Consider the following 24,475-nt stretch of genomic DNA (forward strand, 5'->3'; position numbering starts at 1 on the left):
TTCGGGGATGATCAAATTGCGCAGGCTGCTGCAGGACGCCAATTACCTCTACCTGATCGACCGCAGCGAGCAGCTCCTGGCCAAGGTTCTCGGGTTTGTGCTGCTGGTGGTGATGGTGGCCGGCACCATGCAGTTGATCGGTGTGGTGGCCCTGGCGGTTGTGCAGCCAGACACCCCTTGGCTCGGTGGCAAACTCAACACAGTGCTGGGGGATCTCCTCACCCTGTTGATTGCCCTGGAGGTGCTGCAGAACATCACCTCCTACCTGCGCCGCCACGTGGTGCAGATCGAGCTGGTGTTGCTCACCGCCATGACCGCCGTGGCACGGAAGGTGATCGTGCTGCCCCCCGGTGCCGAGAGCAAGCCCCAGCTGCTCGCTGGCCTCGGGGTGGCTGTGCTGGCTCTGGCTGGTGCCTTTTGGCTGGTGCGCAGCCTCAGCCTCCGCAAGCCTCCTGCCAGAACAGGGCCAGCCATACGGATCCGGGAGAAGGATCGGTAGCGGCCACCCGATGGCGTTGGTGGGCAGGAATCAGCAGGCTGTCGCCGCGGCAGAGCTCCCGCTGGTGTTCTTCGCCGTCGAACGCCAACCTGGCGCTGCCCTGGAGCAACACCACCCACTCGTGTTCAGTCTGGTCGTACCAGAAGCCCGGCGGGCTTGACGCCTGACAGGAATGGATGCGCTCCAGCCGCCAGGTGGGCTGCTCGACCAGCACGGTGATGCATTCTTCGCCCGCCGGCGGGCAGCCTGAAGCCAGCAGGTTGTCGCCCCCGGCAGCAGGGGGATCGGTTTCTCCCCAGCGCCGGCCGATTTCGAAGCCCCGGCTGCGGGCCAGGGCCACCACGGCGTGGTGATCGCTGCAATCTCTCAGCGCCTCGCGCAGGATCGGATCGGCCTCGCTGAGGGCCACAAAGGCATTCAGCTGGCGCACCTTGTCCAGAAATTGCTGCAGCTGGGCTTCAGCCACCGGGGGTCTTCACCGCGTTAGGTCCCGTCCAGCCGGGGGATGGGCTCAGGGTCTTGATCATCCGCCATCGCTGGAAGGACTCGCCAGCAAAAATCACAGTTTCCTCCGCATCGATGCACCAGCCGAGGCGCAGCAGCAACGGTTTCGACAATTGACTGGCTTCGGTGCGCCACTGGCGACAACCCTGTTGCCTGGCATAGAGCTCTAGGGCCCGCAGAATGGCGCTGCTGCGGCCTTGCCGGCAGGAGCGTGCGCGGCAGTACAGCAACGACAGTCGATCGACGGGATCGAGTAGTCCAAAGGCTTCAATGACTGCTGGGCTGGTCTCGCCGGTGGCCTGGACGTGTTGGCCAAGTTTGCCGCAACTGGCCAGGCCGTACCCACGCTGCAGCGCTTCTTTGATGGTGTTGCTGCTGGTGGCGTGGTTGGACCAGGCCGCAATCTGGGCAGGGGTGTAGAGGCCTTGGGCCTGGCTGATCACCGCCTCGCGATACACAGCAGTCACCTGATCAAGATCGCCCGGACGCAGCACACGCAGGCTCTCCATCCATCTCACCACCTCGGTGTGCTTTCTATCACTGCGCCCCGCCGCGCCATTGGAAGTGGGCTGAATCTTCTGGCGTTGATTTGAATGGTAAAGCTTGGCAGCTGCTGTTAATGCTGTACATTCTGGATGTAATCACCTTGGGAAGTCCCCTCCCATCCCACCCAACCCCTAAATCGATGCTCACTGGATCAGAACTGTTGGCCAAGGTCAAAGAGCTTGGCGATGTGGGCAAGTCGGAGATCGTCCGGGCTTGCGGGTATGTCTCCAGCAAGAAAGACGGCGGCGAGCGCCTCAATTTCACGGCCTTCTACGAGGCTCTGCTGGAAGCCAAGGGTGTTGAGCTTGGCGGCACTGGCAAGGTTGGCAAGGGCGGTCGCAAGCTCAGCTATGTGGCCACCGTTCAGGGCAACGGCAACCTGTTGATCGGCAAGGCCTACACGGCCCTTCTCGATCTCAAGCCCGGTGATGAATTTGAGATCAAGCTTGGTCGTAAACAGATTCGTCTGATTCCCGCCGGCGCCACCGACGAAGACGAAGAGTGAGCTTTGGCTTCGGCCGATAGGCCTATTGCCAGATGTCTGACGACAGATCACCCCGGCTTGTCCGGGGTTTTTTGTTGGGCCGGCCTTGCCGCCGTAGGCGCACACTGGAACCAGCGATAACGGAATGGACGTGGTGGTGCAGAGCAGCTGGGATGGCTCGGCTTGGTGGCGGACCGTGTTGCGGGGCGTGCTGCCGGTGCTGCTGATGGCGCTGCTGCTGGCTGGGGCGGCACCAGCCTGGGCGGACCTTGCGGGCCCCGATGGGGGCCAGCTGTTTGCGAATCACTGCGCGGGTTGCCATGTGAACGGCGGCAACATCATTCGCCGCGGCAAAACCCTGCGGCTGGCCGCCCTGGAGCGCAATGGCATCCACGATGCCCAGCGAATTGCCGCCATCGCCGCCGTTGGGCTCGGACAGATGTCGGGCTATGGGGCCGTGCTCGGAGACGGCGGACCGGAGGCGGTGGCCGACTACGTGTGGCAGCAGGCCCAGTTGGACTGGCCGCGGGCTTGAAACCTGTTTAAAAGGCCTGAATCCAGGGGTACACCTTCACTTCGGTCCAGATGCCCTGGCGCCAGTAGATGTCACCTTTCACCAGGGTTTCCACCTGGTCCAGGCTGTCGGCTTCGTAGATGCCGAACACGTGGGTGCTGCCCTCGGTGGGGCCGAGGGTGATCAGGGTGCCGGCATCTTTAAGCTTTTGCAGCCCAGCTAGATGCTCTTCCCGGTAAGGGGTGCGCCTCTCGAGCGCGTTGTCGCAGTAGGTGCCCCAGAGCACGAAGCGCATGGTGGTGGTGATCGGTCGCGCCTGAGGCTACGGGTGCCACGCCACAGGTGTCTTGCAGTGGCGTTACGTTTGAGACATCGCTTTCTGGATGTTCATGCGCCGCCGCTCCCTGGGCCTTGGTGTTGTGTTGATGGTCGCAGGCTTCGGACTCGCTTCCGCTGGCGCCCTGGCTGGAGACAACATGATGGATCAGATGGTTCGCAAGTACTGCCTCAAGGCGGTCAACGATGAGGTGAAGGCATCCGGCAAGCCCGCTCCCGAAGGGATGCAGGATTTCACCTGCGATTGCGTGGTGCAGCAGATGAAGAAGCGTCAGTCGATTGATGTGGCTAAGACCACCTGCAAAAACCAGGCAGCGACCAAATACCACCTCTGACCGCCTCTGGTCGGATGGAGCGGGGGCTACCGGCTGCTCAGCCTGGTGATCCCCAGCGCCCCATGAACGGCCAGCGCACCGTCAGCGGTGCCGTGCCCGCGTCGGGCCAGAGGACGGCCAGCTCTGCCTGCAGGGCGGGCAGAGGATCGATCCCGGCTTCCCGGCTGCGCTGCACCGCCGACCAGGTGCCGATGTGGGCCATCAGCTCGCTCAGGGTCCAGTGGCGTTCGATCCAGAGTCCGGTCGGAAAGGGCCACTCCTCGCCGGGGAAGACGAGGCCGGCGTAGGACTCCTCCACCCATTTCCGCTCGGCCGGCCACCAGGGTGCCAGGGTGCTGTTGTGGAAGGCATCCAGTGGGGCCTGGAGCCGTGCCTCGGGCAACAGCAACGGCAGGTAGCCGATCCAGGCCATCACGGCTCCTGGTTTGCAGACACGCCGCACTTCCGAGTTGAAGGGCTCGCCGGCGAACCAGTGCACGGCCGCGGCCACCAGCACTCCATCGAGGCTGGCATCGCCCAGGCCGCTGGCGGTGGCATCGGCCTGCTGATAACGGATGCGGGGGTGGGGGCCGGCCGCCGCCAGCTGGGCGGCGCTGGCATCGGTGGCGATCACCCGGGCACCAGCCTCGGCAAGATCCACCGAGGCCTGGCCGCTGCCGCAGCCGCAATCCCACACCAGGGGATTGGCGGGGAGGCGAGCCAGGAAGGCGGCGTAGAAGGCTGCTGGGTAGGTGATCCGGTGGCGGGCATAGGCAGCGGCCACGGCGCCAAACCAGTTGCTGACGTCACTCATCACCGCTGCAGCACCAGGATCCGGTTGTTGGCGGGCATGGCCACATCGGCCAGGGCCGCGAGGCCGAGGCCCTGGGCCTGTTCCACCAGCTCCAGGGCGTCACGCACCCCCATGGCCGGATCGAGGCTGCGCAGGTGTTGGTCGAAGGCGGCATTGCTGGCGGCGGTGTGCACGCCCCCGTCGTGGAAGGGGCCGTAGAGCAGCAGCACCCCGCCTGGTCGCAGCACCCGGGCCGCGCCGGCCAGCAGTAGGGGCACGGCCGTAGCCGGCATGATGTGTGCGGTGTTGGCCGTGAACACCGCATCGAAGCTCTGGCGGGGCCACTGCCCTGCGTCCGTCACATCAAGGGCGATGGCAGGCGGCAGGCCTGGGCTCAGGGCCGCCAGCTGGGCCTGCAGAGCTGCCAGGTTGTCCTGGCGCTCACTGGCCTGCCAGGTGAGGCCGGCGATCTGCTGGCAGAAGAACGCGGCGTGTTGGCCGCTGCCCGAGCCGATTTCCAGCACCTGGGCACCGGCAGGGAGCCAGTCTTGGAGCACCGCCAGGATCGGGCCCTGGTTGCGTTCGCAGGCGGGGGAAAACAGCACGCGCTGGCCTGTCAGGCGTCGAGGCCCGCGCGCAGCTCCGCGCAGAAGCGCCCGGCCGCGGCGGCTACGTCGGCCTGCTGCCCGTGGGCTTCGGCCATCACCTTCACCAGGGCACTGCCCACGATGGCCCCATCGGCTCCCCAGTCGCGCACCTGGCGGGCTTGCTCGGAGCCGGAAATGCCAAAGCCCACGGCCACCGGCGTGTCGCCCTGGGCCTTGAGTTGGCCCACCAGGGTGCCCACCCGCGATTCCAGGTTGGTGCGCACGCCCGTCACGCCGGTGACGCTCACCAGATAGGTGAAGCCGCGGCTGGCGTGATGGATCCTGCCCAACCGTTCAGCAGGGGTGGTGGGGGCTACCAGCAGGACCAGATCCAGGCCCGCAGCGGCCGCGATCGCCGAGAGCTTCTCCGCTTCCTCCAGGGGCAGGTCGGGCACCACCAGCCCGGCGGCTCCCGCGGCGGCAGCAGCGGTGCAGAAGGCCTCCATGCCCCGGTTGAGCAGGGGATTGCTGTAGGTGAACAGCACAACCGGCACGGTGAGCTCACCCTTGAGGGAGCGGAGCATCTCCAGCACCCCGGCTGGGGTGGTGCCGGCCTTGAGGGCACGGCTGGCGGCGGCCTGGATCACCGGCCCGTCGGCCAGGGGGTCGCTGTAGGGGATGCCCAGCTCGACCAGGTCGGCACCGTGGGCCTGCAGCGCCAGCAGGCTGGCCCGGGTGCTGGTCAGATCAGGATCCCCCGCCATCAGAAAGGGCATCAGGGCGCAGCGGCCCTGTTGCCGCAGGGCCGTGAAACGCTGCTTAATTGGGGTGGGGGCGGCAGTCACAGCAGCAGCAGTCACGGCAGCGAAAGGGGCTTCGGCCTGTGAGCCTATGCCTCGCCCTGGGGGGCTTCCTCCAGTTGACCCGTTTCCCGCAGCAGGCGCTCCTGCTCTTCGGGGCTGAGGGCCTCAAACTTGCGTTGCAGCTCTTCGGTGGTGAAGGCGTCGTAGGCCTCGCGGTACTGCTGGCGTTGCTGGATGAACGTCATCTGACCGGTGACCACCCGAAACAGATAGCTGCCGGTCCAGGCGAGCACCAGCACCATCAATAGGGCTGAGGCGGCGATGCCAGCCGAGAAGCCCTCAAACCCGCCGAACTGAAACAGCACATAACCCAGGCCCCCCAGAACGAAGACCCCCAGGGCGAGAAGCAGGGCCTTGCCGTTGGTCATGGGTTCAAACCTCGCCCTGGCCTGCCATGCGCAGATTGATGAACGGGGCAAACAGGATCAGGCCTGGGAAAAACAGGAACACCAAGCCGTAGACGCCGAGGCGCTCCAGCTTGCCCATCACGGTCCAGCGCTTGATCATCCAGGCGTAGAGCAGCAGAGGGACGGCCACCAGGTAGCTGCCGCCCAGCACGACGTAGGCCGCCAGCACCAGCAGCGTGTCCGGGGAGATGGAAGAGAGCAATCCGGGCAGCGACACAGCGGGACTGTGGAGTGAATTGAATTTAGGATGCCCAGGCCGGGGGCATGGCGGAATTGGTAGACGCAGCGGACTTAAAATCCGCAGACGGCAACGTTGTGGGGGTTCAAGTCCCCCTGCCCCCATATTCCTGCTGCTTGGGCTGGAATTCGGTCTAAGATCACGACATCCGGCAGAAGCCGGCGGGCTTCAGAGCCCGCGCAGGCCGGAACCAGCACCATTCATCCCCTGCGCTTCCTGGGGATTGCCGACCAAGACAGGCCCACGCGTCAGATTGTTCAGCCAGACCGCCATGTGTGATTCCCTGCGGGGGATGGCGGTCTTCCGGTGCGAGATCCATATCCGTTCATTTCATTTGTGATGTTTTCTTCGATTTCCTTCTCAACTCGCTCCAAATCCAGTCGATCCAACCGGGTCAGCTACCCCAGCTGCCCCATCCACCAGCGTCCCCAGGGACGGCCCATGGCCCAGCCCCTGACTTGGGAAGAGCTGTTGGGTCAGCGCTAGGCCCCGAGAAGGCGCTCCCGTTGCAGATAAACGCGAATTAATTTTTCGTCCATCAGCCTCTGGCGTGCCAGGGGGCTAGGTCGGGCGTTTCGACGCCCGATCTTTTGGTGGTTGACCCTTCAGAATCACGCCACGTTGTTCCCCCGCTGGCCCTGGCGTGATGACCCTTGTGCCCAGTGCCATTGAGATCCTCGTGGGCATCTTGCTGCTGTTCGGCGGCGGGGAGCTGTTTGTGGGCGGGTCAACCGCTGTGGCCCTGTTGCTGGGCATCCCCCAGATCGTGATCGGCCTCACGGTGGTGTCGCTCGGCACCAGCGCACCGGAATTGTTCGTGAGCCTGATCTCCGCGATCCAGGGCGGCGATGCGATCGCGGTGAGCAACGTGGTGGGCAGCAACATCTTCAACGTGCTGGTGGTGCTGGGCCTCAGCGCCCTGGTGGTGCCCCTGCGGGTCAAGAGCCGGTTGGTGCGCCGCGATGTGCCCCTCTTATTAGGGGTGTCGATGGCGGTGTGGGGGATGGCCTCCGGGGGACGGCTCACCTGGCAGGCCGGCCTAGCCCTGCTGGTGGTGCTGGTTATCAACCTGGTTTGGGAGATGCGCACCGCTGGAGAGCATCCCGATGAGGTAGACGACATCGACGACAGCGATCGCGCTACTCCTGCCGTGGCCGCTACCAAGCTGGCGGCCGGCCTGGTGCTGCTCGTGGTGGGATCCCAGGTGCTGGTGAAGGGAGCGACTGCTGCTGCAGTCAGCCTGGGTGTCAGCCAAACCGTGATCGGGTTAACGATCGTGGCCGCCGGCACCTCGATGCCGGAGCTGGTGACCTCCCTGGTGGCGGCTTACCGCGGCAAGGCCGATCTGGCGATCGGCAATGTGGTGGGCAGCAACTTGCTCAACCAACTGCTGATTCTCGGGCTGTGTGGCCTGGCCTCCGGTGGCCAGGGCTTGGCGGTGGATCCCGTGATGGTGAATCGCGATTTCCCGATCATGGTGCTCACCACCCTGGCCTGTCTGCCGATCTTCTGGACCCACGGCGTGATCTCCCGCCTCGAAGGCGGAATCCTGGTGGGCCTTTACGGGCTGTATCTGGTGGAGCAAGTGCTCACCAACACCGTCACCTCGGCGGTGGATGAGTTTCGCATCGTCGCCCTGGTGGTGGTGGTGCCTGTGGTGCTGGTGTTTCTGGTGTGGCAATCCCTGCGTTGGCGCCAGGATCGCCACGCCTGAGCGGGATCAGATCCCGAATTGGCGGCACACGAGCCAGGGCACCAGCAGGGTCATCACCATCGTCAGCGGCAGGCCGTAGCGGGCCACATCCAGGAAGCGGTAGCGACCGGGGCCGAACACCATCAGGTTGGTCTGATACCCCACCGGGCTGAGAAAGCTCTGGCTGGCCCCGAACAGCACGGCGTAGATGAAGGCCATCGGCGGCTGGTTTAGGCCTTGGGCGAGTTGACCGGCAATCGGAATCAACATGGCCACGGTGGCGGCATTGCTCATCACCTCGGTGAGCAGCGTGGTGAACAGAAACACCACCACCAGCGCGGCGTACACCGGCCAGCTCTGCAGGCCGTTCAGCAAGGCTTGAGCCAGGGCCGCAGCCAGACCGGTTTTTTCCAGCGCCACGCTGAAACTGGCCAGCGATCCGAGCAGCAGGATCACATCGAGGCGGATCGCCCGCTGCAATTCCCCCGCCCGCAGGCAGCCCGTGGCCACCATCGCCACCGTGCCCAACAGCACCGCTGCCACCAGGGGAATGACATTCAGGGCTGTCAGCAGGATCACCAGAGCGGCGATCACCAGGGCCACCCGCTTGCGACTCACGGTCGGCAAGTCTTTTTCCAGTTGCTCGAGTACCACCAGATCGTTGTTGGCCTGAAGGCCGCGAATCGCATCCTTCGGCCCTTGCAGCAGCAGCACATCCCCTTCGCGCAGCTGGGCCCGGCCCAGGCGTTCGCGCAGCACGGCGTTGCCGCGCCGCAGGGCGAGCACGGTCACGTTGTAGCGCTGGCGGAAGCGCAGATCCCGCAGGCAGTCGCCGGCCAGGGAGGAGCCGGAGGGCAGCAGCACCTCCACCATTCGCTGGTTGTTCTGCTGGTCTGGGCGGATTGCTTCTTCGGGGGTCGGGGCTAACACCACCGTGTGGTCCTGCTGCAGCCGCAGCAAGTCTTCGCGGCTGCAGCGCAGCAGCAGGCGATCACCCAGCATCAGGGTGCGGTCCGCCAGGGGGGGCAGGAAGCGCTCGTTGGCGCGGTGCAACTCGAGCACGTCCACGTCGAAGCGGCGTTGCAAGCGGCTGCCGTGCAGCGACTCGCCGATCAGCTCGGAGTCGGCGGGGATCTTCACCTCCGTGAGGTAGCCGCTGCTGGCAAGACTGGCGACCAGATCGTCGTCGTTGCTGCCGCGGTCGGGCAGAAAGCGATCGGCCAGCAGCACCATCACCAAACCGCCCACCAGCCACACACCCAGCCCGATCGGTGTGAGGCTGAACAGGCCGAAGGCGCCGTAGCCCAGTTTGCTGCTCACCTCGCTGGCCAGCAGGTTGACCGAACTGCCCAGTAGGGACAGTGTGCCGCCGAGCACCGTGGCAAAGGACAGCGGTAGCAGCACCTTGGAGGGGGAGATGCGGCGGCGCTGGCACCAGCCCTCGATCACCGGCAGCAGACTGGCCACGATTGGAGTGTTGGGCACAAAGGCCGACACCGGCCCCACGGCTGCCACCATCAGGGTGATCATCCGCTTGGGGCTGCGCACGGCGTCGGAGCCGATCAGGGCCCGCAGCCGATCGAGGCCGCCGCTGCGGAACAGCCCGGCCGAGAGGGCAAATAGGCCCATCAGGGTGATCAGGGCGGGGCTGCCGAAGCCCTCCAGCGCCTCTGTGGGGTTGAGCACTCCCGTGACGATCAGGAGCGCGGCAGCGAGCAGGCCTGTGACCTCCGGTGCCAGCCAGCCGCTGATGAACAGCACCACCGATCCAGCCAGCACCAGCAGGGTGGTGAGCGCCCCGGGCTGAAGCAGGGCGACGGAGAGCTCAGACATGGCCGATCGCGCGGACTGTTGACAATAACCCGGTAAGTCGATCGAGAATGTGCAACGCCTCGATGTCTACGCCCCGGGCAGCTCCGCCAGGGCGTCGCTGGCGCCCATCACCACCAGCAGCTCGCCGGCCTGGAGCACGTGGGAGGCGGGTGGATTGACGGTGAGCTGGTTGTCGGGTCCGGCGGCCAGCACGCTGACGTTGAAGTTCTTGCGCAGATTGATGTCGCGCAGCGACTGGCCGATGAAGGCCTGGGGCACGCGAATCTCCTCGATGCTGTTGCGGTCGTCGAGGCGCAGGCGCTCCAGAAGGTTGGGCCGCACCAGCTCCATGCCGAGCCGGTGCCCCTGCATCTTCGAGGGGAACACCACCCGATCGGCCCCCACCCGCTGCAGCATCTTCATGTGCAGATCGCTGGTGGCCCTGGCGATCACCTGTTTCACCCGGCTGCCGGCACCGTCCTTGACGATCAAGGTGGCGGTCACGCTGGCTTCGATCGGATCACTCATGGCCACCACCACCGTGGTCATGTCGAGCACGCCGGCGGCCCTTAGGGCCTCTTCGTCGGTGCAATCCACCACCCGCGCTTCGATGGCGGGGTCCATCTGGCGCAGCTCATCGATGGCCCGCTGGCTGGCATCGATCGCCAGCACCTCGGCCCCGGCCTTGCTCAGTTCGCTGCACACGGCGGAGCCGAAGCGTCCCACGCCGATCACCGCAAACCCTCCCTTGATGGCGCCTTCCGAAGGGTTCCAGTGCCACCAGTTCGTCATGGGTTTGGGAGTTCAGATGTAGAGCTCTTCGCGGGGATAGCCCACGCGCGGTTGGGGCCGGCTGCCATAGATCGCTGAGAGCAGTAGCAGGATGCCCAGTCTGCCCACGAACATGCCCACCATCAGCACCAGCTGGCCCCAGCGGTTGAGCTGGGCGGTCACGCCCAGGTCAAAACCCACGGTGCCGAAGGCCGACACGCAGGTGAACAGCTTTTCCAGGAAGTTGAAGCTGATGCTGGTCGGCTCTCCAGTGGTGGTTGGCCCGAGCCCCAGCAGCAGGGCCATCAGGATCACGAAGATCGCCGACGCCAGGGTTACACCCACGGCGCGCAGCACCACGGTGTCGGGGATCTGGCGCCGGTGGATCACCACTTCTTCCCGGCCCTGGAGGGTGGAGCGGGTGGCTCCCATCAGGGTGGCGAAGGTGGTGGTTTTGATGCCGCCGCCGGTGCCGCCGGGGCTGGCGCCGATGAACATCAGCACGATCAACAGCAGCAAGCCGGCGTCGGAGAAGGTCTGGATCGACAGGGGCACGGTGTTGAAGCCTGCCGTGCGGGCGGTGATCGATTGGAACAGCGTCACCTGGATCCGCTGCCACCAGTGGAGATTTTCCATCACGCCGCCGGCGGCGAAGTGCTCGGTGAACAGCAGGCCTAGGGCGCCAAAGCCGATCAGCAGCACCGTGCTGCGCAGCACAAGACGGGTGTGCAGGCTGAGCCGGCGCATCCGTTGCAGTCGGGCCCGGTTGCTCCATAGGTCGTTGATCACCCGCCAGCCGATGCCGCCCACCACGACCATGGTGGCGATGACCCCATTCACCACGGGGTTGTCTCGGTAGTGCACCAGGTTGTCGCTCCAGAGGCCGAAGCCGGCGTTGTTGTAGGCGCTGATGCAGTGAAACAGCGCAGCCCAGAGGCGCTCGAGCGGATTGTTGATGTCGGTGAAACCGAAGACGTAGAGCACCACGGTGCCCAGGCCCATCACGCAGAAGCCCGTCATCAGGATGCTGTTGAAGGTGGGGCCGATGCCGCCCACGCCGAAGTCGTCGAGGGCCCGGCCCCTGTCGAGCCGGTGGCGCAGGCCCGAGTGGCCCTGCACGAAACCCTGCAGGAAAGTGGTGATCGCCATCAGGCCCAGGCCGCCCGTGATGATCAGGCCCGCCAGGGCCACCTGGCCAAAGGCGGTGAGGTCGCGGCTGATGTCGATGATCGACAGCCCCGTCACCGTGATCGCTGAGGTCACGGTGAACAGTGCCTCCCACAGGCCCACCGCGTCGGTGGAGCAGAGCGGGCTGGCCAGGATCACGGTGCCGAAGGCGATCACCAGGGCACCGGTCACCACCGTGAACTGCGGCACGGTGAGTTGCTGCCGCCACGTTTTGACCGCGTTCCAGGGGGTGGCGGCGGTCAGGTTGGGGGCAGTGGCAGGGCTTGGGGCAGATCGCCGCATCGGAGCCTGGGGCGATGCCAAAGCGATGTTTACCCTAATCACCCCGGACACCAGGGTTTTCCCTTGACGCTGCCCTCAGTCGACGGTTTGTCCAACCTGATCGGCTCGGCGGTGGAGGCCAACCCGCTGCTGGGCTATGGCGCCATCGCCCTGGTGATGTTGCTGGAAAACCTCATCCCACCCATCCCCTCGGAGGTGGTGATGCCCTATGGGGGGTATCTGGTCTACCAGGGGCGTTTGGAGTTGCTCCCCACCGTGTTGGCCGGGCTGGTGGGCACCGTGCTGGGGGCCTGGTTTTGGTATGGCATCGGCCGGTTGATCAGCGAGGAGCGAATCGGCCAGTGGCTGGAGCGACGGGGCAAGTGGCTGGGCATCCAGGTCGGCGATCTGGCCCGCAGTCGCCGCTGGTTCAACCGGCATGGGGCGGCCGTGGTGTTCTGGGGGCGGCTGATTCCTGGCCTGCGCACCCTGGTGTCGGTGCCGGCGGGCATCGAGACGATGCCTCAACCCGCTTTTCTGGCCTGGACGACCGCTGGCAGCCTGATCTGGACCCTGCTACTCACCCTGGCGGGCCAGGCGATGGGCAAGGGCTATGCGCAGGTGGAGGGATGGTTGGCTCCCTGGTCCCAGATGATTCAGCTGCTGGCCTGGATTGCCTTGGGGGCGGGCGTGGTGGCGCTGCTGGTGAAGGTCGTTCTGGCGCGCCGTCGGGCTGGTTGAGCCCTGTGCTGACGATCGCCTGCGCTGCGGGTTAGTTGGAACCTTTGGCTTCGCTCGGAGCTGGGGCCTCGTTCGAGCGGTCTAGGCGGCTCGGTTCGCCCAAGGGGATGTCGCCTTGCATCAGGCTGTCGGAGAGGAGCGACAGCGCCAGCGCCACCCCGGCCACGGCCCAGGCGGCAGCCGCACTTGGTGCAGGCCATCACGGCGAGACGACTGGGCTGATCATGGCCAGGCCCAGGGCCTGCTGGTCTGGCGTCAGTTGCCTGTGGCCCTGACTCTCAACTGGCTACCGAAGCTGGGGTTGAGCCTGGATCTGGCCCTTGATGGGCTGTCGATGCCGCTGGTGCTGCTCACCGCCCTGCTCACCGCCATGGCGGTGCTGGCCTCACCGGCGGACCAAAGCCGGCCGCGGCTTTATTACCCCCTGCTGCTGGCCACCAATCTCGGCGTTACGGGGGCCTTTCTGGCCCACAACGCTCTGTTGTTCGTGTTGGCCTTCGAGCTGGTGCTGATCCCCACCACCCTGCTGGTGGCCATCTGGGGCGGGGCGCGCCGGGCTGGTGCCGCCGTGCGTTTTCTGCTTTATGGCGCGGTGTCGGGCTTGAGCCTGCTGGGCGGCGTGCTGGCCTTCGGCTGGTTGGGCCAGGGGGCTGCCGGCGCTGATGCGGCGGTGAGCTTCAGCTTTGATGCTCTGGCGTCAGCCCCCCTGCCCCCTGGGGCCCAGGCCTGGGTGCTGGTGCTGCTGCTGCTGGGCTTCGGCCTCAAGCTGCCGGTGGTGCCGCTGCACGGTTGGCAGCCCCTCAGCTACTCCGAGGCGCCGGCGCCGGTGGTGATGCTGCTGGGTGGGGTGGTGTCCAAGCTGGGCGCCTATGGCCTGCTGCGTTTCGGCGTGGGCCTGCTGCCTGATGCCTGGACGTCCTTTTCCCCCTGAATTGCAGCGGCCGGGGCGGTGAGTGCGGTGTATGGCGCCCTCAACGCCATCGCCGCCACCGACATCCGCCGGCTGATGGCTTACAGCTCCTTGGGCCACATGGGCCTGCTGGTGCTGGCACTGGCAGCCGCCACCCCGATGAGCCTGCAGGGGGCGGTGGCCCAGGTGATCGCCCACGGCCTGATCGTGGCGTTGCTGTTTGCCTGCGTGGGGCTGATCGAGCGCAAGACCGGCACGTCGCAGATCTCAGAGCTCTCTGGGCTGCTCAACCCGATCCGCGGCTTGCCCTTCACGATGGGCCTGTTGCTGCTGGCCTTAATGGCGGCGGCCGGTATCCCCGGCCTGGCAGGTTTTCCGGCGGAGTTGCTGGTGTTCGAGGGCAGCTGGACCGTGTTCCCCCGCGCCACCCTGGTGTGCCTGGCAGCCTCCGGTTTCACGGCCGTCTACGCGGTGCGGCTGTTCAACCGGGTGGGCTTTGGCCGCCTCGACAACGCTCGCGCCGATTGGCAAGGCACCCGCTGGGGTGAACGCCTGCCGGCCCTCGTGCTCACTGCGTTGGTGTTGCTCACCGGTCTCTGGCCCGCCGGCCTCACCGGCTGGAGCGAAACCGCCACCGCCGCCATTGCCCTGCGCTCCCAGTTGCCCGTATGCCCCCCCCCTCCACCCATCGCTACGCCGAGGTGATCCACCGGCTGGAGGCTGGTGGTTCGATGCTGCCCGACACGCCCGAAAACCTGCAGCAGATCATCGGCATCTACAAGGCCTATGCCGTGCCGATGGACTTCTATTGGCGCGACCTGCTCTATATCGCCGAGCGTGTGTTTCTCGAGCCACTGCCAGCGTTCAAATACTTCATCTCCCAGGCGTATCTCGATCGCCCCAACAGCTACGCCGGCGATCAATCGAAGCTGCGGATCTGGCGCGGCGGTGAGAAAGCCCATCCGGAGCTGCTGGCGTTCATGGCGCAGGGCGAAACCACCCGCATGCCCCGGCTGCTGCATCACCTCTGGCACGACCGGGTGAAAATGGAGTTCGCCGAGGCCTGCATGCAGGCGATGTTCTGGCATCAGGGCATGGGCGGTCGTTTCAACGACTATCTCGAGAGCGACGCCTACCGGGCCAACGCCGATCGGGCGATCAAGGCCTACTTCAAGGGCAATCCCGTGATGCTCGGCTTGTATCGCCTGTTTCCAGATCTGTTCCTGGAAAAAGTGAAGCAGCTCAGCTTCTACGCCAACCTTGCGCTGTTCTGGGAGGTGATGGCGCCTGTGTTCTTTGAAATGAGCGACCTCTACGACGAGGGCCAGCTCACCACGGTGCCCCAGGCGATGGACTTCCTGGTGAATGGCATCTTCGCTGTAGCAGGCCGGCCCATCTACCACCACGTGTTCATTCGCGGCGAGTGCTTCGAGATCATCCCCAAGAGCGAGGGATTCACCTGGCTCTACGAGGCAGCCTTGCCCTATGTGGAGGCAGTGTTTTATCGCACCTCGCCGTTCCGCGGCACCAAGAGCTACAACGCCCAGGTCGATCAGGTGCCGGCTGCCCAGGCCGACTTCCACTACGGCATTCTCTATGCCGATCTGTATCCAGTGGGCTCGGCCGGCATCCCGCCCACCCTGCTGATGCAAGACATGCTCCACTTCCTGCAGCCCTATCTGCAGGAGCTCTACAGCCAGCACAAGCGCGGTGAGCAAGACCAGCTGATCCAACTGGGCATCAGCTTCCAGCGCTCGATGTACAACGTCACCTCAGCGGTGATCCAGGCGTTGCGCTGTGCCCTGCTCTATCCCCTGGATGACACCGATTCCGAGCACCTGTTGGCCAATCGCCGCTTCTTCGAGGCCCAGATGGATCGTTTCCTGCGCCCGGAAGCACGCCTGCCCGACATCCAGACCCAGGACTACCGCTAGGAGAGTTGCCATGGCCACGATTCTTGAAACCGCCGCCGGCGCCGGGGTGTTCAACACCTTGCTGGCCGCGGTGGACGCTGCCGCTTTGCGCGGCGCTTTGGAGGGCCCAGGGCCCTTCACGGTGCTGGCGCCGGTGGATGACGCCTTTGCTGCCCTGCCCCCCGGCACGGTGCAGACCCTGGTGGACAACCCACCTCAGCTGGCGCGGATCCTGAAGTATCACGTGATCGCTGGTGCCCACACCCGGGAGGCCCTGGTGGCGCAGCCGGAGTTGCCGAGCCTGGAAGGCGCCCCGATCCCGATCCGCCGCGCCGATCCCTTCGAGGTGAAAAACGCCACCGTGGTGACGGCCGACATCGCCTGCGACAACGGCGTGGTGCATGTGATCGATCGCGTGATCCTGCCGGGTTAAGCCAGGGCGTCGACGGCTGAACGCAGAGCGCCGTAGCACTGCTCAAGCTGGGGGGTGCTGATCCCCAGGGGCGGCAGCAGATACACCACGTTGCCCAGCGGGCGCAGGTACACGCCCTGCTCTAGGCAGTGGCGCTGGATCTGTTTGCCCACGGGATTGAGGTAGCTGGCCTCGCCAGCTTCCACATCAAAGGCCGCCATGGTGCCGACGCAGCGCGGCCGCCGCACCAAGGGGTGCTGGGCCAGCTCCTCGAGCAGGGGCGTGTGGCGCAGCTCGAACTGCTGGAAGCGCTCGGGGTGGGCCTGGAGCAGATCCAAGCTGGCCAGCGCCGCGGCACAGCCCAGGGGGTTGGCGGTGAAGCTGTGGCCGTGGAAGAAGGTGGCTTCGGGCCGCTCGCTGATGAAGCCCTGGTAGAGCCGCTCGCTGGCCATCGTCACCCCCATCGGCAGGAAGCCTCCGGTGAGGCCTTTGGAGAGGGCCATCAGGTCGGGTTGAATGCCGGCCCGGCGGCAGGCGAACAGGTCGCCCGTGCGACCGAAGCCCGTGAATACCTCATCGGCGATCAGCAGGGCGCCGGCGGCTTTCACCCGCTCGGCCACGGCCCGCAGGAAGGCCGGCCGCACCACCCGCATGCCGCTGGCCCCCTGGATCAGGGGTTCGAGGATCACGGCGGCGGTAGGCGTCTCCAGGGCCCGCTCGAGCTGGCGCAGGGCGTGGTGTTCCCGTTGCTCCACCGCGTCGTCGCCCCAGTGGCTGTGGGGCCAGGCCACACGGGCCACGGCAAACAACAGGGGCTCATAGGGGTCGGTAAACAGCGAGCGCTCCCCCAGCGCCATCGCGCCGAAGGTGTCGCCGTGGTACGCCCCCTCGAAGGCAATCACCTGCCGGCGCAGTCCCGCCGCGTCGCCACTGCCCTGGTTGCGCCACCACTGCCAGGCGATCTTGAGCGCCACTTCCACGGCGGTGGAGCCGTTGTCGGAGAAGAACAGCCGCTCGAGGCCCGTCAGGGCGCTGATCCGGGTGGCCAGCTGTTCGGCGGGGGCGTGGCTGAAGTTGGTGAAGATCACCTGCTCCAGCTGCTGGGCCTGGCGGGCAATCGCCGCCGCAATGGCGGGCTCGGCGTGGCCATGGAGGGTCACCCACCAGCTGCTGATCGCATCGATCAGGCGGCGACCATCGGCGAGCACCAGCTCACTGCCGCGGGCGGAGTGCACCTGCAGCGGCTCGGGGCTCGTGGCCACCTGGGTGGTGGGGTGCCAGAGGTGGGGGTGCCAGCTCATGGTGTCAGCTCGCGGTGTCAGCCATGCCGGCCGCCGCTCAGCATGCACCGCTCTTGGTCCCATTCACATGCCATTGGGCCGTAGTTCAGCTCATGCGGGCTGCGGAGAGATTGCGGACGGCGCATGGGCATCAGGCTTCCAGATAGTCGATCACCCGTTGCGACAGGCGCCGGATCGCTGCGTGGGCGCGGCGTTCAACCCCCCGGGCCTGGTCGCGGCTGATGCCCATCTGCCGGGCGATGGCGCTGAGGTTGAGGGGTGCGGTTGGTCGATGCCGTAGCGCAACCGCAGCAACTCGGCTTCATGGGCAGGCAGCTCCTCGAGCAGTGCCCCCAGGTCGCTCTGCAACAGATGGGCCGTGAGCATGTCCTGGGGCAGCTGGGCCTGGCAGCGCAGCGTATCGAGCAGGCGCAGCTTCTCTTCCGAACCGTGGCCGCTGTCGAGGCTGAGCGGTTCCTGAGCGCGGAACAGTGCTTCCCGGATGTCCAGCGGTTTGAGTTCGGTGGCGTCCGCCAGCTCCTCGAGGCTGGCTTCGCGGCCGAGCATCTGGCGCAGTTCCTGCTGACAGCGCCGCAGACGCTGCAGGCGGTCTTGCATGTGGGCCGGCAGTCGGATGCTGCGGCCCTGCTGCTGCAGGGCCCGGCCCAGGCCTTCGCGAATCCACCAGGTGGCATAGGTGGAAAACCGATAGCCCCGGCTTGGGTCGTAGCGCTGGACAGCGCGGATCAGGCCGAGGGTCCCCTCCTGGATCAGGTCGTCGAGTTCCAGGCGCCCACGGCTGTAGCGCCGCGCCATGCTCACCACCAGCCGCAAGTTGGCGGTCACCATCCGCTCGCGGGCGCGCTCCGCCTGCCGCAGTTGGCGCTGCAATTGACGGGGTGTCAGGCCCAGCTCCAGGGCCCAGGCCTGCAGGCAGGGCTCCTGGCCGCCGCAGCGCAGCTTCATTTCTTCCGCTGTCTCCAGCAGTTTTTGGCCGTTTTGCACGGCCCGCCCCAGGCTGATTTCCTCCTCAGGCGTGAGCAGGGGCACCCGACCGATGGCACGCAAGTGCCGGCTGATCGCGTCGCAGTCTCCGCGGCGGAGCTTCTGTGGCGCAGGCATCGGGTGGATATCCGCTGTGAGTCGCGAAACCTTAATCACTGTGGCGCCTATTTGGAGGCGTTTTGCTGCCTGAAAAGCAACCTAAATCATGGTGATCAGGAGCACTCATCATTGATGGGATCCTTTGGGAGGCAGCTGATTTGGACGAATCAAGCCCGTCAACGCTGTCGTTGCGGGGGGAACGTCTGTGGAGATGGCTGGGGGGAGGTCTGGGATCTCGCTGCACTTAACGAATCAGGGCCCAGGTTGGGTATCACAGTGCAAAGATCAATGCTGTATTCACATCAACAGCTCTGATCGTTTGGCGATCTCCTCTCCCAGAATTGGGGCCAAACCAAAAAAGCACCCTGCAACGGATGCCCCTGCAAGAGCACTGGCTTGGACGAGCTGCTGCTGGGCTCAGCCGATGGTGACGACGTGCCCCCGCTCAGAGCAGCCCGCGGTGCCGCACCAGCCGCTGCACCATGGCCCATGAGCCCAGGGTCACCTTCAGAGCTACCAGCAAATTGAGCAGGGGGATCCAGCCACCGCTGAGCAGCGTGCCAAAGCCGCTGCTGCCGAGCCTGACCCCGAGCAGGGCCGGCAGGGCCACCAGCAGGAACCCCAGCACCGCGGCCTTTTCCCAGAGGTCGGCTCGATAGCGCTGAAACAGCCGCTCGCTGCGATCGGCTCCACCGCTGATCAGCTGCAGCCCAATGGCTGTGCCGCCGGTGGAGCGCAGCCGGTTGCGGGCCGCTAGCGGTGTTACCACCTGGCTGCAGAGTGCTGGGATCAGCCTGCTCGATGACCTCTCAGTGGAGGCCAAGGCGGTGCGCGCTGCCATGGCTTGCCTCAAGGAGCGCCATTGGACTGCCGATGCGCTCACCAAGCTGGCTGGGCTGACGTCAGCGCTGGTGGAAACACTGGAGAAAGCAGAGGGCAATGAATTGCTCGAATCGGCGATTCCCCAGTTGCAGCAGGCGCTGACTGCCTTTGAGGCGGAGGAGTACAAGCTGCGGCAGGCCCACGCCAGCGCTGCCGAGATGCTGCGCAAGCTCAATGACTTCCTCAGCGTGCCGGCCAGCATCCGGCCGATTCTCAGCTTCGATCTCGATCAGCTGTTTGACCCCCAGCGTTTCTCTGACCTCGAGCAGTCGTTCTCCGAGGTGGTGTTGCTGAACGATGCCTTCCGCCAGCTCTCAGAAGAGCGCCTGGCATGAGCCGTCAGCGCAACCAGCCCCTGGCCGTCGCCAGCCGTGAGACCTCTTGTACCGCCTCAATACAGCGCTGAGCCCGTCGTTTGGCATCGTCTTGTCCCTGGGCCCGCAGCACATATGCCTCCATGGCCTCGGGAGTTTCGATCACGGCGAGCAGGCCAGCGGTTCGTGCAGCTAAGGAGCCAGCAGCAAGCAGGCGGCTCACCAAGCCCAGGTCCCAGAGCTGCTCCCCGGTGGAGTCAGGAGCAAACAGCTCCTGCCGCAGCACCTCCAATAACTGCTGCTTCAGTGCATCAAGCTGCCCCGGCTTTAGCCGGCGGCTGTTGGGTAGCCCTTCCGCTCTCCCGGCAGGGATCACAGCTGGACGAACCGGCGCGTGCTCCACGCTCCAGCTCAGACCGGTGCCCGGAACTCCCACCGTGGTGCGCGCACCACCACTGCGGGCGACGGGGATGTTGAACGAAGCGCCCCTCCCACCAACGGAAATGGAGCTCAATCCACCCTTGCTGAAATTGAAACGCAGTGGGCCCAGGCGGGCGGAGCGTCGAAAGCGGAAGCCCATGGCGATCAGCGGCTCTTGACGCAATAGCCGCCTGATGAATACCAGCCCAGCGGGCATCCCTTGCCGCTTTTCTGGATCGCTTCCCGCTCGTTACTAGGGCTGCTGAGGCAGTAGTTGCCAGAGGAATAAAAACCCAGCGGGCAGCCAGCACCACTTTTCTCAATGGCGCCGCGGGTGTTGCCACCGGAGCTGGGCACGCAGTAGCCGCCAGAGCTGTAGTAGCCAAGCGGGCAGCCTCCCGCCTTGGGCAGCGGTTGCACCGGCTGCTGGGCCAGCGTTGCGCTGGTACTGAGCAGGATCCCGACGGCAATCAACAGTGGCTTACTCATCGGTGGTGGGCTTTGCCAGTTCATCGAGCAGGCGGCTCACCAGGTCACCACGGCTGCGGATTCCCCACTCCTTGCGCAAGTCATCCAGCCACACCACGATGGATTGGCGCAGCTCAAGGCTCATCCGCACATAGGGATCGTCACTGGAATCGCCTGGGGACATTTGCAGGTGGCTGGGAGTTCCAACGATCGGTCTGCTGCTGCTCTTGTGCAAGAGCAATGGGGGCAGACTTGAGCAACCAGTAGCCGAGGCGCGAGCGCGCGATGCCCACCAACACCCAGATGGAGGGCTGCCTAGCTGAGGAGCGCGGGGCGCTGGTCTTCTGGTCGCCGGAGGTGCAGCAGCGCAAGCCAGGCAGCAAAGTTCAGGTCATTGATGTTTTCTCCCTGCAGGTCGTCACTGGCTACACCCGTGACCCCCAAGGTCGGTTGCTGCTGGAGTCCCAGCCATCTGTGGCTGCTGGCCGCAGCTGGAGCCTGGCCAAGGCTGCGCAGTTGATCCGCAATGACGCCCGCCCGCACCGCTGGGTGGCCTTGCAGCTCGATAAACGGGCCTGGGGCCTGTTTTGGGCAGGGGGTGGGCTCCAGCACTGCCGTGAGTTGCTATCCCAGCAGGTGCCTGCATCGGACATCTCCAGCGCACTGGTCGCAGCAACTCCAGAAGCCCTGCTGCGACTGGTTCTAGATCTTGGTACTGATCTGCCCAGCCCTACTCAGAGCCCTGCTGCAAAGCCTGCCAACGATGAGCACAAAGGGCTGTGGCGAATCATCGCTTGGACATCACTGGCCTGGCTGACTGTCCTTGGCATGACCGTTGCAGGTTTCCTTACCGCGCTGGAGCGTCAGGACCGCAAGTTGGAGCTGCTGCTCGAGCGCACAGCCCCAAGCTCCGGGATGCGTTGAGCGATTCAGCTTTGCGGCTCTGCTCAGCAATCGGTGTATTGGGCCTGGGTTGGCTGGGCGTGCAAGCAGGCCTGGCTGAGCAACAAGGCTTGAGCGCCATCGTGCTCTCGATCGGCGATGGCGACACCATCCGCGTTCGCCAGGCCGGCAAAGCCCTGACCGTACGGCTGGCCTGCATCGATGCCCCGGAGACTGCCCAGAGCCCCCACGGGCAGCAGGCTCGCAGCTACCTGCAGCAGAGGCTCCCTGTCGGGCGCGAGGTCAGGCTCGAAGTCAAGACCACCGATCGCTACGGCCGTTCGGTTGCCGAGGTGATCTCGGACATCAACATCAACCTGGCGCTGGTGGAAGACGGTCAGGCATTCGCGTATCGGCAGTACCTGAGCGGCTGCGATGCCAAGGAGTATCTGGACGCGGAATACCGAGCCAGCCGGCGGCATTTTGGCGTTTGGCAGGTAGAGGGCGGCATCACCCGCCCCTGGGACTTCCGCCGCGGACGGCGTTCAGCCGCCATCCCTGATGGCACCACTCCCGGCGGACGCCGCTACCGCTGCTCAGAGATCGGCTCTTACGCCAAGGCCCAGCAGTTGCTGCGGCAAGGGCACGGCTATCTAGATGGAAATGGCGATGGAGAAGCCTGCGAAGCACTCCGCTGACAGTCATCGTCTGCCATATTTCGTAGCTGCACTACTGGTTTTTACAGAAGTCTGTAGCAGTAATGGCTTGCCTGCTGATGTACTGGATTGACACAGCATCTGAGTTTGGTACCTTCTGAAAATCAGGCAAATATCATCATGCTCACCGGATCCGAACTGCTCGCCAAGGTCAAGGAGCTAGGCGATGTCTCCAAGTCCGAGCTCGTGCGTGAGTGCGGCTATGTGAGCACCAAAAAAGATGGCAGTGAGCGCCTCAACTTCACTGCGTTCTATGAGGCCCTGCTCGGTGCCAAGGGTGTAAGCCTCGGCGCCGATAGCGCCGGCCGGGGCAAGGGTGGGCGCAGCCTTAGCTATGTGGCAACTGTTCAGGGCAACGGCAACCTGCTGGTAGGTAAGGCCTACACAGCCGTGCTCGACCTCCTACCCGGCGATGAGTTTGAGATCAAGCTGGGCCGCAAGCAGATCAAGTTGATTCCTTTGGGCAGCCCAGAAGAGGAGTGAGCAGCTGCTAGTGAGCAAGACGCCCGAGCTGATCGAGACGTTCATGCTGGTGTGTTTCTACAACGACAATCTCGTTTCTGAGCTTGCAGCCGCTGCTGAAAGCCACTAGTACCTTCATAAAGGCTCGACCCATGCTCTCAAGCCTCGAAATCGCGCAGGCAGCAGTTATGCGCCCCATTGCCGATGTCGCAGCCGAGGTAGGCATAGAGCCCGACGAGCTCGAGCTCTACGGTCGCTACAAGGCCAAGGTCGATCTCTCCATTCTCGATCGTCTCGCAGGAGTACCGGACGGGAAGCTGATCAACGTGACGGCAATTACGCCAACCCCCGCCGGTGAGGGGAAGACCACGACGTCGGTCTCGCTAACGCAAGGTTTCGGCAAGATCGGCAGGCGCGCGATCCTCGCGCTTCGCGAGCCATCGCTCGGGCCTGTCTTCGGCGTCAAGGGTGGCTCTGCTGGCGGCGGGTACGCCCAGGTCGTGCCGATGGAGGACATCAACCTCCACTTCACAGGTGACACGCATGCGATCACCGCCGCGAACAACCTCCTATCGGCCCTCGTCGATGCGCACCGCTTCCACCGGCACAAACCGGAGATCGCAGTCGTCACCTGGCGCCGCGCGGTCGACGTCACGGACCGTCAGCTCCGGAACATCGTCGGCGGACTCGGCGGCGGGAAGAACGGCATTCCTACCGAATCGGGGTTCGACATCACTGCCGCCTGCGAAGTGATGGCGATCGTGGCGCTCGCGACCGACCTCCACGATCTGCGCAAGAGGCTTGGTGCGATCACCGTCGGATACACCCCCAATGGTGAGCCCGTCACGGCGGAGGACATCAAGGTCGCAGGCGCGATGGCGGTTCTCCTAAAGGACGCAATCAAGCCGAACATCGTGCAAACCCTTGAAGGTCAGATCTGCTTCATGCACGCCGGGCCTTTCGCCAACATCGCCCACGGCAACAACTCCGTCATCGCCGATCGCATCGCTCTCAAGCTGGGCGAGTTCGTGATCACCGAGTCGGGCTTCGCTGCCGATCTCGGGATGGAGAAGTTCATGGACATCGTCTGCCGAGTCGGCGGCCTCAGGCCGCACGTGGTCGTGATAGTCGCAACCGTGCGCGCGCTGCGCCATCACGGTGGTTGCGACTGGCGGGAGAAGGCGGAGATGTCGCAGATGGAAGCCGAGGTCGAGACGGGCTTGGCGAACCTCGCGAAGCACATTGAGAACGTCCGCGCATTCGGGATCCAGCCAGTCGTCGCCATCAACACACGTCCCGATGACGAGACCGAGCTGCTAGAGCTGATCAAGACCCGCTCGCTCGAGGCCGGTGCCTTTGGCGCCGCAATCCACAACGGCTTCGGCCAAGGTGGAGAGGGCACCATCGAGCTCGCCGAGGTTGTCGCCGCTGCTGCGGAAGCCGAGTCGGACTTCCAGATGCTCTACACCGACGACGAGTCGATCGCGACGAAGATCGAGAAAATCGCGAAGACCATATACGGTGCCGGCGGGATCGATCTTGCGCCCGCCGCGAAGGAGGCGATCGCACGCTATGAGAAGCAGGGCCTCGCCCACCTACCGATCTGCATGGCGAAGACACACCTTTCGCTCTCGCACGATCCGAAACAGCTGAACCGCCCCACGGGCTTCACGGTGCCAATCCGCGACATCCGCGTTTATTCGGGCGCCGGGATGCTGGTACCTCTCTGCGGCGACATGCTCCTGATGCCGGGCTTCGGCACCCAGCCTGCCGCATTTGGGATCGACATCGACGAGAACGGCGAGACGATTGGACTCTTTTAAAGAGAAACTCGTACGCGGAAATAGCCGCGTCATGAATGCTTTGCCGGAGAAGATTTAGCCTTATGGAGTAATACAAGCGGGCTCTGCTTCTGCGCGCATCGACGCAGGATCAACCCCAGAATTCCTCTTCTGTCCTGGGGGTTTTCTGTTGTCAGCTCTAAAGGAAATGGTGATTAAGGCTTGTAGCTAAGCGCGGCAGCGGACAAAGCAGGGGTCCCGGCAGGCGGCAGGTGCGCCAGTCGCCATTGGTGCTGCTTACCTCCACCCCAATCCAGCTGCTGGGATGGTCGGGCTCACTAAAGAGACCAATCCATTCGATGGCATCAGCGATGGCGTCA

General features: G+C 64.9%; 30 protein-coding genes, 1 tRNA gene and 2 pseudogenes. 15 read left to right on the top strand and 18 right to left on the bottom strand.

All coding sequences use genetic code 11. The annotated features are described in order from the left end of the window. The first annotated feature begins 7 nt into the window (after positions 1–7). The gene (locus tag KBY65_RS12410) at positions 8–499 is read left to right on the top strand and encodes a phosphate-starvation-inducible PsiE family protein (protein WP_255001791.1); all 492 of its coding nucleotides are present in this window, start codon (positions 8–10) and stop codon (positions 497–499) included. Here KBY65_RS12410 and KBY65_RS12415 read toward each other — a convergent pair. Next, positions 435–965 carry a Nif11 domain/cupin domain-containing protein gene (locus KBY65_RS12415; protein WP_255001793.1) on the bottom strand — a complete coding sequence of 177 codons (531 nt, stop codon included), beginning with the start codon at positions 963–965 and terminating at the stop codon, positions 435–437. The two genes, KBY65_RS12410 and KBY65_RS12415, sit on opposite strands and share 65 nt — an antisense overlap. Beyond that, positions 958–1,512 carry a GNAT family N-acetyltransferase gene (locus tag KBY65_RS12420; protein WP_255001795.1) on the bottom strand — a complete coding sequence of 185 codons (555 nt, stop codon included), beginning with the start codon at positions 1,510–1,512 and terminating at the stop codon, positions 958–960. The genes KBY65_RS12415 and KBY65_RS12420 overlap by 8 nt, the downstream gene beginning before the upstream one ends. Positions 1,513–1,688: 176 nt before the next feature. Here KBY65_RS12420 and KBY65_RS12425 point away from each other — a divergent pair, with 176 nt between their 5' ends. Together KBY65_RS12425 and KBY65_RS12430 are read left to right on the top strand one after the other, a co-directional pair. Further along, positions 1,689–2,054 carry an AbrB family transcriptional regulator gene (locus KBY65_RS12425; RefSeq protein WP_094561300.1) on the top strand — a complete coding sequence of 122 codons (366 nt, stop codon included), beginning with the start codon at positions 1,689–1,691 and terminating at the stop codon, positions 2,052–2,054. A gap of 124 nt (positions 2,055–2,178) precedes the next feature. Next, positions 2,179–2,568, top strand: a complete 390-nt coding sequence (locus KBY65_RS12430) for a c-type cytochrome (protein WP_255001797.1) — start codon at positions 2,179–2,181, stop codon at positions 2,566–2,568. A gap of 7 nt (positions 2,569–2,575) precedes the next feature. Here the strand turns inward: KBY65_RS12430 and KBY65_RS12435 are convergent, their stop codons facing one another. After that, positions 2,576–2,842, bottom strand: a complete 267-nt coding sequence (locus KBY65_RS12435; protein WP_254987677.1) for a YciI family protein — start codon at positions 2,840–2,842, stop codon at positions 2,576–2,578. Between the two features lie 94 nt (positions 2,843–2,936). On the opposite strand from KBY65_RS12435, the gene KBY65_RS12440 reads away from it, so the two are divergent. Next, the gene (locus KBY65_RS12440; protein WP_255001798.1) at positions 2,937–3,218 is read left to right on the top strand and encodes a hypothetical protein; all 282 of its coding nucleotides are present in this window, start codon (positions 2,937–2,939) and stop codon (positions 3,216–3,218) included. 37 nt (positions 3,219–3,255) lie between these two features. Here KBY65_RS12440 and KBY65_RS12445 read toward each other — a convergent pair whose 3' ends face one another. The 5 genes from KBY65_RS12445 to KBY65_RS12465 are packed head-to-tail and all read right to left on the bottom strand — an operon-like array spanning position 3,256 to position 6,064. After that, a complete protein-coding gene (locus tag KBY65_RS12445; RefSeq protein ID WP_255001799.1) occupies positions 3,256–4,011 on the bottom strand; it encodes a class I SAM-dependent methyltransferase in 756 nt (251 codons plus the stop codon). Beyond that, positions 4,011–4,595 carry a DUF938 domain-containing protein gene (locus KBY65_RS12450; RefSeq protein WP_254987675.1) on the bottom strand — a complete coding sequence of 195 codons (585 nt, stop codon included), beginning with the start codon at positions 4,593–4,595 and terminating at the stop codon, positions 4,011–4,013. Before KBY65_RS12450 ends, KBY65_RS12445 begins: the two co-directional genes overlap by 1 nt. A gap of 11 nt (positions 4,596–4,606) precedes the next feature. After that, positions 4,607–5,437, bottom strand: a complete 831-nt coding sequence (gene trpA, locus KBY65_RS12455; RefSeq protein WP_255001800.1) for a tryptophan synthase subunit alpha — start codon at positions 5,435–5,437, stop codon at positions 4,607–4,609. A gap of 29 nt (positions 5,438–5,466) precedes the next feature. After that, a complete protein-coding gene (locus tag KBY65_RS12460; protein ID WP_094561293.1) occupies positions 5,467–5,808 on the bottom strand; it encodes a DUF3007 family protein in 342 nt (113 codons plus the stop codon). Positions 5,809–5,812: 4 nt separating this feature from the next. Next, positions 5,813–6,064, bottom strand: a complete 252-nt coding sequence (locus tag KBY65_RS12465; RefSeq protein WP_094561292.1) for an NAD(P)H-quinone oxidoreductase subunit L — start codon at positions 6,062–6,064, stop codon at positions 5,813–5,815. Between the two features lie 41 nt (positions 6,065–6,105). On the opposite strand from KBY65_RS12465, the gene KBY65_RS12470 reads away from it, so the two are divergent. Together KBY65_RS12470 and KBY65_RS12475 are read left to right on the top strand one after the other, a co-directional pair. After that, a tRNA-Leu gene (locus KBY65_RS12470) sits at positions 6,106–6,189 on the top strand. Positions 6,190–6,731: 542 nt separating this feature from the next. After that, positions 6,732–7,799, top strand: a complete 1,068-nt coding sequence (locus KBY65_RS12475) for a calcium/sodium antiporter (protein WP_255001802.1) — start codon at positions 6,732–6,734, stop codon at positions 7,797–7,799. A gap of 6 nt (positions 7,800–7,805) precedes the next feature. On the opposite strand, the gene KBY65_RS12480 is transcribed toward KBY65_RS12475, so the two are convergent. The 3 genes from KBY65_RS12480 to KBY65_RS12490 form a co-directional block, all read right to left on the bottom strand. Continuing rightward, positions 7,806–9,611: an SLC13 family permease gene (locus KBY65_RS12480; RefSeq protein WP_255001803.1), complete on the bottom strand. Its 1,806-nt coding sequence runs from the start codon at positions 9,609–9,611 to the stop codon at positions 7,806–7,808. A 66-nt stretch (positions 9,612–9,677) separates the two neighbouring features. Further along, positions 9,678–10,382 (bottom strand): potassium channel family protein, encoded by a 705-nt coding sequence (locus KBY65_RS12485; protein ID WP_094561286.1) that lies wholly within the window; start codon positions 10,380–10,382, stop codon positions 9,678–9,680. Between the two features lie 12 nt (positions 10,383–10,394). Next, a complete protein-coding gene (locus KBY65_RS12490; protein ID WP_094561285.1) occupies positions 10,395–11,831 on the bottom strand; it encodes a TrkH family potassium uptake protein in 1,437 nt (478 codons plus the stop codon). 63 nt (positions 11,832–11,894) lie between these two features. Here KBY65_RS12490 and KBY65_RS12495 point away from each other — a divergent pair, with 63 nt between their 5' ends. The 4 genes and pseudogenes from KBY65_RS12495 to KBY65_RS12510 all read left to right on the top strand — a co-directional run bounded on the left by KBY65_RS12495 (position 11,895) and on the right by KBY65_RS12510 (position 15,807). After that, positions 11,895–12,551, top strand: coding sequence for a DedA family protein (locus KBY65_RS12495; RefSeq protein WP_254987669.1), 657 nt, complete (start codon positions 11,895–11,897; stop codon positions 12,549–12,551). Positions 12,552–12,921: 370 nt separating this feature from the next. After that, positions 12,922–14,166, top strand: a pseudogene (locus KBY65_RS12500) (NADH-quinone oxidoreductase subunit M). After that, positions 14,130–15,395, top strand: a complete 1,266-nt coding sequence (locus KBY65_RS12505; RefSeq protein WP_255001804.1) for a CO2 hydration protein — start codon at positions 14,130–14,132, stop codon at positions 15,393–15,395. Before KBY65_RS12500 ends, KBY65_RS12505 begins: the two are co-directional and overlap by 37 nt. Positions 15,396–15,405: 10 nt before the next feature. After that, positions 15,406–15,807 carry a fasciclin domain-containing protein gene (locus tag KBY65_RS12510; protein WP_255001805.1) on the top strand — a complete coding sequence of 134 codons (402 nt, stop codon included), beginning with the start codon at positions 15,406–15,408 and terminating at the stop codon, positions 15,805–15,807. Here KBY65_RS12510 and bioA read toward each other — a convergent pair. The 3 genes from bioA to KBY65_RS12525 form a co-directional block, all read right to left on the bottom strand. Then, positions 15,804–17,087, bottom strand: coding sequence for an adenosylmethionine--8-amino-7-oxononanoate transaminase (gene bioA, locus KBY65_RS12515; RefSeq protein WP_255001806.1), 1,284 nt, complete (start codon positions 17,085–17,087; stop codon positions 15,804–15,806). The genes KBY65_RS12510 and bioA overlap by 4 nt on opposite strands. Positions 17,088–17,237: 150 nt before the next feature. Further along, entirely contained in the window at positions 17,238–18,188 is a 951-nt protein-coding gene (locus tag KBY65_RS12520; RefSeq protein ID WP_255001807.1) for an RNA polymerase sigma factor RpoD/SigA, read from the bottom strand. Between the two features lie 427 nt (positions 18,189–18,615). Continuing rightward, the gene (locus KBY65_RS12525) at positions 18,616–18,939 is read right to left on the bottom strand and encodes an MnhB domain-containing protein (protein ID WP_255001808.1); all 324 of its coding nucleotides are present in this window, start codon (positions 18,937–18,939) and stop codon (positions 18,616–18,618) included. Between KBY65_RS12525 and KBY65_RS12530 the strand changes: the two genes are divergently transcribed. Then, the gene (locus KBY65_RS12530; protein WP_255001809.1) at positions 18,914–19,387 is read left to right on the top strand and encodes a hypothetical protein; all 474 of its coding nucleotides are present in this window, start codon (positions 18,914–18,916) and stop codon (positions 19,385–19,387) included. The two genes, KBY65_RS12525 and KBY65_RS12530, sit on opposite strands and share 26 nt — an antisense overlap. 4 nt (positions 19,388–19,391) lie before the next feature. Here KBY65_RS12530 and KBY65_RS12535 read toward each other — a convergent pair whose 3' ends face one another. From KBY65_RS12535 to KBY65_RS12545, 3 genes are read right to left on the bottom strand one after another with little or no spacing between them, the layout of a single operon-like run. Next, complete coding sequence (locus KBY65_RS12535; RefSeq protein WP_315860083.1) at positions 19,392–20,003, bottom strand: DUF4236 domain-containing protein; 612 nt, start codon at positions 20,001–20,003, stop codon at positions 19,392–19,394. Beyond that, positions 19,952–20,275 (bottom strand): hypothetical protein, encoded by a 324-nt coding sequence (locus KBY65_RS12540; protein WP_254987665.1) that lies wholly within the window; start codon positions 20,273–20,275, stop codon positions 19,952–19,954. The genes KBY65_RS12535 and KBY65_RS12540 overlap by 52 nt, the downstream gene beginning before the upstream one ends. Next, positions 20,268–20,438 carry a hypothetical protein gene (locus KBY65_RS12545; RefSeq protein ID WP_255001810.1) on the bottom strand — a complete coding sequence of 57 codons (171 nt, stop codon included), beginning with the start codon at positions 20,436–20,438 and terminating at the stop codon, positions 20,268–20,270. Before KBY65_RS12545 ends, KBY65_RS12540 begins: the two co-directional genes overlap by 8 nt. A gap of 101 nt (positions 20,439–20,539) precedes the next feature. On the opposite strand from KBY65_RS12545, the gene KBY65_RS12550 reads away from it, so the two are divergent. The 4 genes from KBY65_RS12550 to KBY65_RS12565 all read left to right on the top strand — a co-directional run bounded on the left by KBY65_RS12550 (position 20,540) and on the right by KBY65_RS12565 (position 24,137). Next, positions 20,540–21,178 (top strand): hypothetical protein, encoded by a 639-nt coding sequence (locus tag KBY65_RS12550; protein ID WP_254987663.1) that lies wholly within the window; start codon positions 20,540–20,542, stop codon positions 21,176–21,178. Positions 21,179–21,267: 89 nt separating this feature from the next. Further along, the gene (locus KBY65_RS12555; RefSeq protein WP_255001811.1) at positions 21,268–21,834 is read left to right on the top strand and encodes a thermonuclease family protein; all 567 of its coding nucleotides are present in this window, start codon (positions 21,268–21,270) and stop codon (positions 21,832–21,834) included. A gap of 138 nt (positions 21,835–21,972) precedes the next feature. Continuing rightward, positions 21,973–22,335: an AbrB family transcriptional regulator gene (locus tag KBY65_RS12560; protein ID WP_254987661.1), complete on the top strand. Its 363-nt coding sequence runs from the start codon at positions 21,973–21,975 to the stop codon at positions 22,333–22,335. Positions 22,336–22,466: 131 nt separating this feature from the next. Continuing rightward, a complete protein-coding gene (locus tag KBY65_RS12565; protein ID WP_254987660.1) occupies positions 22,467–24,137 on the top strand; it encodes a formate--tetrahydrofolate ligase in 1,671 nt (556 codons plus the stop codon). A 157-nt stretch (positions 24,138–24,294) separates the two neighbouring features. Here KBY65_RS12565 and KBY65_RS12570 read toward each other — a convergent pair. Next, positions 24,295–24,475, bottom strand: a pseudogene (locus tag KBY65_RS12570) (hypothetical protein); the annotation flags it as partial.

Source organism: Cyanobium sp. Alchichica 3B3-8F6 (genome assembly GCF_024346435.1).
Taxonomy (GTDB): domain Bacteria; phylum Cyanobacteriota; class Cyanobacteriia; order PCC-6307; family Cyanobiaceae; genus Cyanobium_A.

Coding starts and splice junctions, on each gene's coding strand:
- KBY65_RS12410 (WP_255001791.1), top strand. CDS start 8: ATGATCAAATTGCGCAGGCTGCTGCAGGACGCCAATTACCTCTACCTG.
- KBY65_RS12420 (WP_255001795.1), bottom strand. CDS start 1,512: ATGGAGAGCCTGCGTGTGCTGCGTCCGGGCGATCTTGATCAGGTGACT.
- KBY65_RS12425 (WP_094561300.1), top strand. CDS start 1,689: ATGCTCACTGGATCAGAACTGTTGGCCAAGGTCAAAGAGCTTGGCGAT.
- KBY65_RS12430 (WP_255001797.1), top strand. CDS start 2,179: ATGGACGTGGTGGTGCAGAGCAGCTGGGATGGCTCGGCTTGGTGGCGG.
- KBY65_RS12435 (WP_254987677.1), bottom strand. CDS start 2,842: ATGCGCTTCGTGCTCTGGGGCACCTACTGCGACAACGCGCTCGAGAGG.
- KBY65_RS12440 (WP_255001798.1), top strand. CDS start 2,937: ATGCGCCGCCGCTCCCTGGGCCTTGGTGTTGTGTTGATGGTCGCAGGC.
- KBY65_RS12445 (WP_255001799.1), bottom strand. CDS start 4,011: ATGAGTGACGTCAGCAACTGGTTTGGCGCCGTGGCCGCTGCCTATGCC.
- KBY65_RS12460 (WP_094561293.1), bottom strand. CDS start 5,808: ATGACCAACGGCAAGGCCCTGCTTCTCGCCCTGGGGGTCTTCGTTCTG.
- KBY65_RS12475 (WP_255001802.1), top strand. CDS start 6,732: ATGACCCTTGTGCCCAGTGCCATTGAGATCCTCGTGGGCATCTTGCTG.
- KBY65_RS12480 (WP_255001803.1), bottom strand. CDS start 9,611: ATGTCTGAGCTCTCCGTCGCCCTGCTTCAGCCCGGGGCGCTCACCACC.
- KBY65_RS12485 (WP_094561286.1), bottom strand. CDS start 10,382: ATGACGAACTGGTGGCACTGGAACCCTTCGGAAGGCGCCATCAAGGGA.
- KBY65_RS12490 (WP_094561285.1), bottom strand. CDS start 11,831: ATGCGGCGATCTGCCCCAAGCCCTGCCACTGCCCCCAACCTGACCGCC.
- KBY65_RS12505 (WP_255001804.1), top strand. CDS start 14,130: ATGCCCCCCCCCTCCACCCATCGCTACGCCGAGGTGATCCACCGGCTG.
- KBY65_RS12510 (WP_255001805.1), top strand. CDS start 15,406: ATGGCCACGATTCTTGAAACCGCCGCCGGCGCCGGGGTGTTCAACACC.
- bioA (WP_255001806.1), bottom strand. CDS start 17,087: ATGAGCTGGCACCCCCACCTCTGGCACCCCACCACCCAGGTGGCCACG.
- KBY65_RS12520 (WP_255001807.1), bottom strand. CDS start 18,188: ATGCCTGCGCCACAGAAGCTCCGCCGCGGAGACTGCGACGCGATCAGC.
- KBY65_RS12535 (WP_315860083.1), bottom strand. CDS start 20,003: ATGCCCGCTGGGCTGGTATTCATCAGGCGGCTATTGCGTCAAGAGCCG.
- KBY65_RS12540 (WP_254987665.1), bottom strand. CDS start 20,275: ATGAGTAAGCCACTGTTGATTGCCGTCGGGATCCTGCTCAGTACCAGC.
- KBY65_RS12545 (WP_255001810.1), bottom strand. CDS start 20,438: ATGTCCCCAGGCGATTCCAGTGACGATCCCTATGTGCGGATGAGCCTT.
- KBY65_RS12550 (WP_254987663.1), top strand. CDS start 20,540: ATGCCCACCAACACCCAGATGGAGGGCTGCCTAGCTGAGGAGCGCGGG.
- KBY65_RS12560 (WP_254987661.1), top strand. CDS start 21,973: ATGCTCACCGGATCCGAACTGCTCGCCAAGGTCAAGGAGCTAGGCGAT.
- KBY65_RS12565 (WP_254987660.1), top strand. CDS start 22,467: ATGCTCTCAAGCCTCGAAATCGCGCAGGCAGCAGTTATGCGCCCCATT.